Genomic DNA, 8,199 nt, shown 5'->3' with positions numbered 1-8,199 from the left:
CCAGCCGGCCTGCTGCAGCGCCCGCACGTCGGCGACCGCGCGCTCGACCTCGCCGCGGTACCGCTCGACGTCGCGCGCACCGACCTGGAGCGTGCGGACCCCGGAGGTGACCACACCCGCGTCGGCGCCGTCGGGCTCGCCGGCGTCCAGGGTGAACGGCGACAAGGTCCACCAGCCGAGCCCACGGACCGCGGCCAGGTCCCGCACCTGCGTGAAGGACAGGAAGGAGGCCGCCGACAGGTCCAGCGGCGTCGACCCGCCCGCCGCGGCCGACGTCCAGGCCGCCTCGAGGAACTCGCGCGTGGTGGCGACCAGGTCATGAGCCCGGCGGCGGATCCGCTCGGGGTCGACGAGCACGAGCAGGCTGTCCTCGTCGACCATCCCGAGCACCGGGACCATCTCGTCGACCAGCGCCGGGGCGAGGGACTCCATGCCCTCGACCGCGATGCCCTGGGCGAGCTTGTCGAGCATGTCGACCGCACCGGGCAGCTGCGGCACCAGGGCGGCGGCCCGCTCCCGCACCTGCGGCGTGAGCAGGATCTCCCGGCACGGCGGCGCCCACAGCCCCCGGTCGCTGATCTCCAGGCTGCGCTGGTCGGCGACGGAGAACCAGCGGATCTCCTCGACCGTGTCACCCCACAGCTCGAGCCGCAGCGGGTGGTCCTCGGTCGGCGGGAACACGTCGAGGATGCCGCCGCGGACCGCGAACTCCCCGCGCCGCTCCACCATGTCGACCCGCGAGTAGGCCGCGTCCACCAGCCGGGCGGCCAGGTCGTCGAGGTCCACCTGCGCGCCGACCTCGACCGAGACCGGCTCCAGCTCACCCAGCCCGGCGACCACCGGCTGCAGCAGCGCCCGCACCGGCACGACGAGCACCCGGACCGCACCCGCCGGCCCGTCGGGCTCCGGGTGCGCCAGCCGACGGAAGACGGCCAGCCGCCGGGCCACGGTGTCCGCCCGCGGCGAGAGCCGCTCGTGCGGCAGCGTCTCCCACGCCGGCAGCACCGCCACGTCGTCCACCGGCAGGTAGCAGCGCAGCGCCGCCGCCAGCTCGTCGGCGTCCCGCCCGGTCGCCGTCACCACGACGAGCGGTCGGCCCGGTCCCGGCCCGGCCGCACCGGACAGTGCCGCGAGCAGCGGGGCCCGGACCCCGGCAGGGCCGACGACATCGAGCTCGCCGCGGGCGCGCACGTGCTCGACAGCAGCGCGCAGCGCAGGTTCGGCGAGCAGGGCGGGGACGATGCCGGTGAGGTTCATGGGTCCTTGCGGTCGCGGAGAGGGGACGGCCGGGGCGAACCACGCGGGTTCGACGTCCCGGTCAGGCGCCTCGACCAGTGTAGGAGGGACCGCCCACGCAACCCGGGCGCTAGCCTGCCGCACGGGGAACGGCTCCCCGGGTCCGGAGGTGGGTCGTGGCACACGTCGTCGTCGTCGGGGCCGGGGTGGTCGGGCTGGCCACCGCCGCGCGGCTCGCCCGCGACGGTCACGTCGTCACGGTCCTCGACAAGGAGCGGGCGGTGGCCGCCCACCAGACGGGCCGCAACTCCGGCGTGATGCACTCCGGCCTCTACTACGCCCCCGGCAGCCTCAAGGCGACGATGGCCGTCGCCGGGCAGCGCAGCATGCTGGCCTACGCACGCGCGCACGACGTCGCCGCCCAGGTCACCGGCAAGCTCGTGGTGGCCAGCCGCCCGGACCAGGTCGAGGGCCTGCACGCCCTGGCCCAGCGCGCCCAGGACAACGGTGTGCCCGCACAGCTGGTCGACCAGGCCACCGCGAGGCAGCGGGAGCCGCACGTCGCGGGCGTCGCCGCGCTGTGGGTCGAGTCGACCGGCATCGTCGACTACCGAGGGGTGTGCCGCGCCCTCGCCGACGACATCCGGGACGCCGGGGGGACGGTCGTGCTCGGCGCCCGGCTCGTCGCGGCGCGCGACGTGGCCACCGGCGTCGAGGTCCTGGTCGAGCACGAGGGCCACCGTCGGGCGCTGCGGGCCGATGCGCTGGTGGCCTGCGCGGGGCTGCAGGCGGACCGGGTCGCGCAGGCCTGCCAGATCGAGCCCGAGGCGCGGATCGTGCCGTTCCGCGGCGAGTACTTCGAGCTCACCCCCGCCAAGGCGGCGCTCGTGCGCGGTCTGGTGTACCCGGTGCCCGACCCGCGGTTCCCCTTCCTGGGCGTGCACCTGACCCGGATGGTCGACGGCGGCGTGCACGTGGGGCCCAACGCGGTCCTGGCCCTGTCCAGGGAGGGGTACACCTGGCACGACGTCGTCGTCGGCGACGTGGCCGACGCGCTCGGCTGGCCCGGGCTGTGGCGCCTGGCCGCCCGCAACCTGGTGCCGGGCGCCCGTGAGGTGGTCCGCTCCGTCGACCGGACGGCCTTCGCGCGCAGCGTGGCCGAGCTGCTGCCGGGGGTCCGGGCCGAGGACCTGGTCCCGGCCCCGGCCGGGGTGCGCGCACAGGCGCTCCGGCGCGACGGGCGGCTCGTGGACGACTTCCTCGTCCAGGTCTCCGACCACCAGGTGCACGTCCTCAACGCCCCCTCCCCCGCCGCGACCTGCGCGCTGGAGATCGCCGCGCACCTGTGCGAGCGCCTGCCGGTCTGAACGAGCCCCGCGGTGCGGCACGTGGGTGATTTCCGCCGTCCGGGCCACCTCCACCCACCGGGTGCGGGGCTACCGTGAGAGACCGCACGCCCGACTCGTCCGGTTCGCCCGGATCTCGACGGCACCCACCAGAGCACGGGAGGCAACCGCTGTGACCCGCCCGGCGCTGCGCCGCGCCCCCGAGGCCGCCCGTCGTCGGCGTCGGGTCGCCGCCGCGCTCACCACCGTCCCGGTCACCCTGCTGCTGGCCGGGTGCGTCGGGTCGCCCGCCCCGGCGCCCAGCACCAGCAGCTCGCGACCCGCACCGGGCAGCGAAGGTGGACCGGTGACCGCCCCGGCGACCCCGGGGGCAAGCGCCGGTGCACCCGCCTCCCCCGGCCAGGGCACGACGCCGGCGAGCGAGTCGCTGCCCGGGTTCACCGCACCCACCGGTCTGCCCGGTCTGTCGCCGGCCGCCGGGTCCGGCAGCACCCTCACGGGACCGGCGCCGTCCGACGCCACCGCCCAGGGCTCCCTGGTCGCGGGCTTCCCGAGCGCGGTCGTGCCGGTACCGGACGGGGTCGAGGTCGTCACCAGCTCGGTGTCCGGTCAGGGCACCCGGGTGCAGGCCGCGCTGCTCGGCTCGAGCGCCGCCGCCCCCGCCGACGTCCAGGCCGCCTACGCCGGGGCCCTGGCACGCGAGGGCTTCGCCGGGACCCCCACGGCCACCGTCGACGGGTCGACGGCCGTCACCTACAGCCGGGGCGTCGACGGCGTCGTCGTGTCCGTGCGTGCCCGGCTGGGCGGCGGGACCGAGCTGTCCGTGCTCGCGACCCTCACCACGACAGGCTGAGCCGGTGTCCTCCACCACCCAGGACGACCCGGCGCCGTCCGCCGCCCAGGACCCCGAGCACTGCACCCGACCCACGACGACCGGGACCCACCGGCTCCCGCCCGCGGACGGCCGCACGATCGAGGAGATCCGCGCCCAGCGCGCGGCACGCAACGCACGGGTGTCCTCGACCGTCATCACCCTGGGCGTCGTCAGCCTGCTCACGGACATCTCCTCGGAGTCCGTCGCGGCGGTCCTGCCGCTCTACCTCACGACCGCGCTGGGGATGACGACCCTCGCCTACGGGTTCGTCGACGGGCTCATGCAGGGCGCCTCGGCGCTCGTCCGGATCGCCGGCGGGTGGGCCGCCGACCGTGGCGACCACCCCAAGTGGGTCGCGTTCGTCGGGTACGGGCTGTCCGCCCTGACCCGGGCCGGGCTGCTGCTCACCACGGGCTTCGTGGCGATCACCTCGCTCGTCGCGATCGACCGGGTCGGCAAGGGGATGCGCACCTCGCCCCGCGACGCGATGATCGCCGCCTCCTCGAACCCCACGAACCTCGGCCGCTCGTTCGGGGTGCACCGGATGCTGGACACGGTCGGTGCGGCGGTCGGCCCGCTGCTGGCCTTCGTCGTGCTCTGGCTGCTGCCCGACGGCTACCACACGGTCTTCGTGATCTCGTTCGGCTGCGCCGTCATCGGGCTGGCGGTGCTCGGGCTCATGGTCCCCGACCTGCGGCCGCGGCAGGCCTCGTGGCTGAGCACGCACCAGACCCGCGCCGAGCGCAAGCTGCCGAGCTGCAAGGGCTGCACCTGCTCCGACGGTGCGGTGCCGACCCTCACCGAGCGCCCGTTCAGCTGGCGGTTCCTCACCGAGCCGGCGCTGCGGCGGGTGCTCGTCGTCGCCGGGGTGCTCGCGCTGCTCACCGTCGGGGACGGCTTCGTCTACCTGTCGTTGCAGGCCCGCGACGGGTTCGCCACCACGTGGTTCCCCTTGCTGTACGTCGGGACGAACATCGCCTACATGCTGCTCGCGATCCCGGTCGGCCGGCTCGCCGACAAGGTCGGCCGGGCCAAGGTGTTCGTCTGGAGCCACGCCATGCTCGCAGGCGCCTACGCCTGCGCCGCGGTCGGCGGGGCCTCGGCGAGCACGACGATCGCCGCCCTCGTGCTCCTCGGCGCCTTCTACGCCGGGACGGACGGGGTGCTCGCCGCAGTCGTCGGCCAGCGCACCGCGCCCGCCGTGCGCGCCTCGGCGATCGGGACCGCGCAGACCGTCGTGGCCGTCGCCCGGATGGGGGCCTCCTCGGCGTTCGGGGTGCTCTGGTACACCCTCGGCCGTCAGCCGGCGATCGTGTGCGTGGCGCTCGCGCTGGCCGTCGCCCTGCCGCTCTGCTGGGTGGTGCTGCGCGGGATCGACCGACCGGTCACGCCGACCCCGGGCTCCGACGAGGTGGCGCCCGTCCGATGAGACGCCCGGCACCGCGCACGCTCGTGCTCGTCGCGGTCGTCCTCGGTGTGCTGGTGGCGGTGGGTCTCGACCTGTGGTCGACGGTCCGGACCCGACGGCGGGTGGCAGACGCCGCGCCGTCCAGCTCGGCGGCGCCGCTCGGGAGCGTTCTCGGCACCCCCGGTCTGCTGGTCCGCAGCACGCTGCCCGGCGACCAGTACGGCCTGGTGGCGCAGGTGCCGCTGAGCGACCCGGCGGGACCGCGGACGGCCACATCGACCGCATGCGACCGGATCGCCCGGGCCGGCACCTCGACCGTCTGCCTGCGCACCGTCCGCGGGGTGGTCACCACCTACCAGGCCGAGCTGCTCGACGCCCAGGGTGAGACGGTGCAGCACTGGGCACTGCCGGGGATCCCCAGCCGCACCCGGTCCAGCCCGGACGGGTCGCTCATCGCCACCACCTCGTACGTCGCGAACCACTGCGCGGCCCAGGTCGCCCCACCCACCGAGACCCGGATCCGGACGGCCGACGGGACCGACCTGGGCAACCTGGAGCAGTGGACGCTGCTCGTCGACGGCGCCCCGTTCACCGCGGTCGACCGCAACCTGTGGGACGTGAGCTTCGTCGACGACGACACGTTCTACGTCACGGTGGGCGCCCAGTCGGCCGGCACGACGTGGATCGCACGCGGCTCGGTCGCCACCCGCACCATCACCAGCATGCATGCGGGCGGCGTGACCCCGTCGGTCTCGCCCGACGGGTCGCGGATCGCGTTCGTCACGTCCGACCGGACCGCCGACGGCGGGCAGGTCCAGGTGTACGCGCTGCTCGACATCGGCTCCGGGACGACCACGGTCTACCCGCGCACCACGGGGGCCGGCGACCAGGTCGAGTGGCTCGACGACACGACGTTCCTGTACGGCGCACCACGCGCGGACCTGCCCGGGACGAGCGACGTGTGGGCGCTCGACACCACGGCCGCGGACCCGACCCCCGTCGTCCTGGTGCCGGGCGCCGCATCACCGACCGTCGTCGGCGCGACGCAGTGACGAACCGCCTCCCCACCGTTGGGGCCGGTGCGCGGAGCCCACGCCGATGACCTGCCGGGGTAGTGTCCGAGGCCGTGCCGCCCACCGCTGACCCCCCCGGTCTCCAGGACCACACGCACGCCGCCGGCCCGCACCGCGGGCGGGTCCCGGCCTCGTGCGAGGACGCCCGATGAGGCGCCTCCCGCCCCGGACCACGGCGCTCGTCGCCATCGTCCTGGTCGTCGCGCTCGGCGTCGGGGGCTACGTCTGGTGGGCGGTCCGGAACCACCGCAGCGCCGCGAGCGCCGCCCCCTCGGTGGCCTCGACCTCCCTGGACCCGGTGCTCGCCGGACCGCACATCCTGTTCCGCAACACCCTGCCCGGCAGCCAGTACGGGCTGGTCGCCGCGGTGCCGCTCGACGACCCGACGGGTCCGCGTGCCTTCACCGACGTGGCCTGCGACCGGCTCTACCACGCGGGGGCGTACACCTCCTGCCTGCGCACCGTGCGCGGGGTGGCCACCACGTTCGAGGCGGACCTGCTCGACTCGTCCTGGAAACCGGTGCAGACCTGGCCGCTGCCGGGCATCCCGAGCCGCACCCGACTGTCCGACGACGGCACGCTGGTCGCGACCACGGCCTTCGTCACCGGGCACTCCTACGCCCAGGTCGGCTTCTCCACCGAGACCAAGATCCACGGCACCGACGGCACCGACCTCGGCGACCTGGAGCAGTGGACCTTCCTCGTCGACGGCGCCCCGTTCACGGCGGCGGACCGCAACTTCTGGGGCGTCTCGTTCATCGACGACGACGACTTCTACGTCTCGGCCGCCTCGCAGTCGGCCGGGAAGACCTGGATCGCGACGGGGAAGATCTCGACCCGCACCATCTCGACCCTGCGCGAGGGCGGCGAGTGCCCGTCCGTCTCACCCGACCGCTCGAAGGTCGCCTACAAGAAGGTGCAGCGGGTGCAGGACGGGCAGAAGGTCTGGGCCTACGCCGTGCTCGACGTGCCCACCGACACCGAGACGCTCTACCCGGTGACCGAGGGCTGCGACGACCAGATCGAGTGGCTCGACGACTCGACGATCCTGTACGGCATGCCCCGCTCCGACCAGCCGGGGACGACCGACGTGTGGTCGGTCGACATCACGACGCCCGGTGCCAAGCCCCGGCTGTTCCTCGAGGGCGCCTGGTCCCCGAGCGTGGTGCGCTCAGGCTCGTGACGTGGCGTCGGTCGACCAGCCGGTGTCCCCGCGGCGCCGACGGGCCGCCGCCCGCAGCCGTGTCACGGCGGTGACCAGCACGAACGTGGCTGCGTCCAGCGGCCCGAAGCTGCGGTCCGCCAGCCCGCGGCCGACCACCGCCCAGGTGCCGCCCTCGGGGTCGGGGCCGAGCTCGGCGTCCAGCTGCCGGTTCCCGTTGAGGACGCGGGCCCGACGCGCGGTGAGCGCCCGGGCGGTGCGGGCGGCGACCACCGTGAACGGGGCGTCCACCAGCCGGCGCTGCTCGGCGGGGAACCGGCGCCGCACCCAGCCGTCGTCGTTGACGACGTCGGGGAAGGTCCCGATCTGCACGACTGCGTCCGCGCTCAACGCGAAGACCCCGGTCCCGATCACCCCGCCGCGCACGTACGGCAGCTCCTGCCAGACGCGGTAGTAGCGGCGCACCACCCAGCTCGCGCCGGAGGTGTCCAGCACGGGCCGCGCACCGGCGACCCACGCCCCCGGACCGCGCACCGCGCGGATCAGCTCCCGGGCCGTCCCGACCGGGACGACGACGTCCGCGTCCACCACGAGCACCGCCGCACCGTCGGCGCGGGCCAGCCCCAGCCGCAGCGCACCGACCTTGGACGCCGCCGCCGTCTCGACCACCTCGACGAGCTCGCCGGGCCGCACCGCCGCACGGGCGCGCTCGACCGTCGCGTCGCGGGACCCGTTCGACACCACGACGACCCGCAGCTCCGCGGCGCCGGCACCGTCGAGCAGAGCGCGCACGCAGCGCGCGACCACCCGCTCCTCGTCGTGCGCCGGGACCACGACCAGCGGCGGGACCGGACCGGTCATGCGCCGGCGGGGGCCGCGGGCCCGCGGGCCGCGACGAAGCGCCCCAACCCGACATCGTCGAGCGGGACGTAGGCACGGCGCCGGCGGAACGGGTCGACAGGTCCAGGGCGACGGGCTCCGCCAGACGCCCACCGGCACCGGTCCGCGCGCGCTCACCGTTCAAGGGGACGACGGTCGCCGACAGGCAGACGATCTGCACCGCCTCGGGCAGCTGGAGGATGACCTCCTCCCACACCGGG

At 75.4% G+C, this 8,199-nt stretch carries 6 protein-coding genes and 1 pseudogene; 5 read left to right on the top strand and 2 right to left on the bottom strand.

All coding sequences use genetic code 11. The features are described 5' to 3' along the window. Window positions 1–1,257, bottom strand: a pseudogene (locus F2B26_RS12800) (transcription-repair coupling factor); the annotation flags it as partial. A gap of 155 nt (window positions 1,258–1,412) precedes the next feature. On the opposite strand from F2B26_RS12800, the gene lhgD reads away from it, so the two are divergent. The 5 genes from lhgD to F2B26_RS12775 all read left to right on the top strand — a co-directional run bounded on the left by lhgD (window position 1,413) and on the right by F2B26_RS12775 (window position 7,120). Continuing rightward, window positions 1,413–2,603, top strand: a complete 1,191-nt coding sequence (gene lhgD, locus F2B26_RS12795; protein ID WP_159809967.1) for an L-2-hydroxyglutarate dehydrogenase — start codon at window positions 1,413–1,415, stop codon at window positions 2,601–2,603. A gap of 151 nt (window positions 2,604–2,754) precedes the next feature. Continuing rightward, complete coding sequence (locus F2B26_RS12790; RefSeq protein ID WP_159809965.1) at window positions 2,755–3,435, top strand: hypothetical protein; 681 nt, start codon at window positions 2,755–2,757, stop codon at window positions 3,433–3,435. A gap of 4 nt (window positions 3,436–3,439) precedes the next feature. Further along, window positions 3,440–4,885 (top strand): MFS transporter, encoded by a 1,446-nt coding sequence (locus F2B26_RS12785; protein ID WP_235929658.1) that lies wholly within the window; start codon window positions 3,440–3,442, stop codon window positions 4,883–4,885. After that, a complete protein-coding gene (locus F2B26_RS12780; protein ID WP_159809963.1) occupies window positions 4,882–5,916 on the top strand; it encodes a TolB-like translocation protein in 1,035 nt (344 codons plus the stop codon). Before F2B26_RS12785 ends, F2B26_RS12780 begins: the two co-directional genes overlap by 4 nt. Before the next feature lie 169 nt (window positions 5,917–6,085). Continuing rightward, complete coding sequence (locus F2B26_RS12775) at window positions 6,086–7,120, top strand: hypothetical protein (RefSeq protein ID WP_159809961.1); 1,035 nt, start codon at window positions 6,086–6,088, stop codon at window positions 7,118–7,120. On the opposite strand, the gene F2B26_RS12770 is transcribed toward F2B26_RS12775, so the two are convergent. Further along, window positions 7,109–7,960: a glycosyltransferase gene (locus tag F2B26_RS12770; RefSeq protein WP_159809959.1), complete on the bottom strand. Its 852-nt coding sequence runs from the start codon at window positions 7,958–7,960 to the stop codon at window positions 7,109–7,111. The two genes, F2B26_RS12775 and F2B26_RS12770, sit on opposite strands and share 12 nt — an antisense overlap. Between the last annotated feature and the right edge of the window lie 239 nt (window positions 7,961–8,199).

The sequence above is a fragment of the Cellulomonas citrea genome, from assembly GCF_009829685.1.
In the GTDB taxonomy this organism is placed as follows: Bacteria; Actinomycetota; Actinomycetes; order Actinomycetales; family Cellulomonadaceae; genus Cellulomonas; species Cellulomonas citrea.
The sequence above is the reverse complement of the archived record's forward strand: the minus strand, read 5'-3'. Positions and strand labels throughout refer to the sequence as shown.

Excerpts from the sequence above, each read along its gene's own strand:
- F2B26_RS12780 (WP_159809963.1), top strand. The coding sequence starts at position 4,882 with ATGAGACGCCCGGCACCGCGCACGCTCGTGCTCGTCGCGGTCGTCCTC.
- F2B26_RS12775 (WP_159809961.1), top strand. The coding sequence starts at position 6,086 with ATGAGGCGCCTCCCGCCCCGGACCACGGCGCTCGTCGCCATCGTCCTG.
- F2B26_RS12770 (WP_159809959.1), bottom strand. The coding sequence starts at position 7,960 with ATGACCGGTCCGGTCCCGCCGCTGGTCGTGGTCCCGGCGCACGACGAG.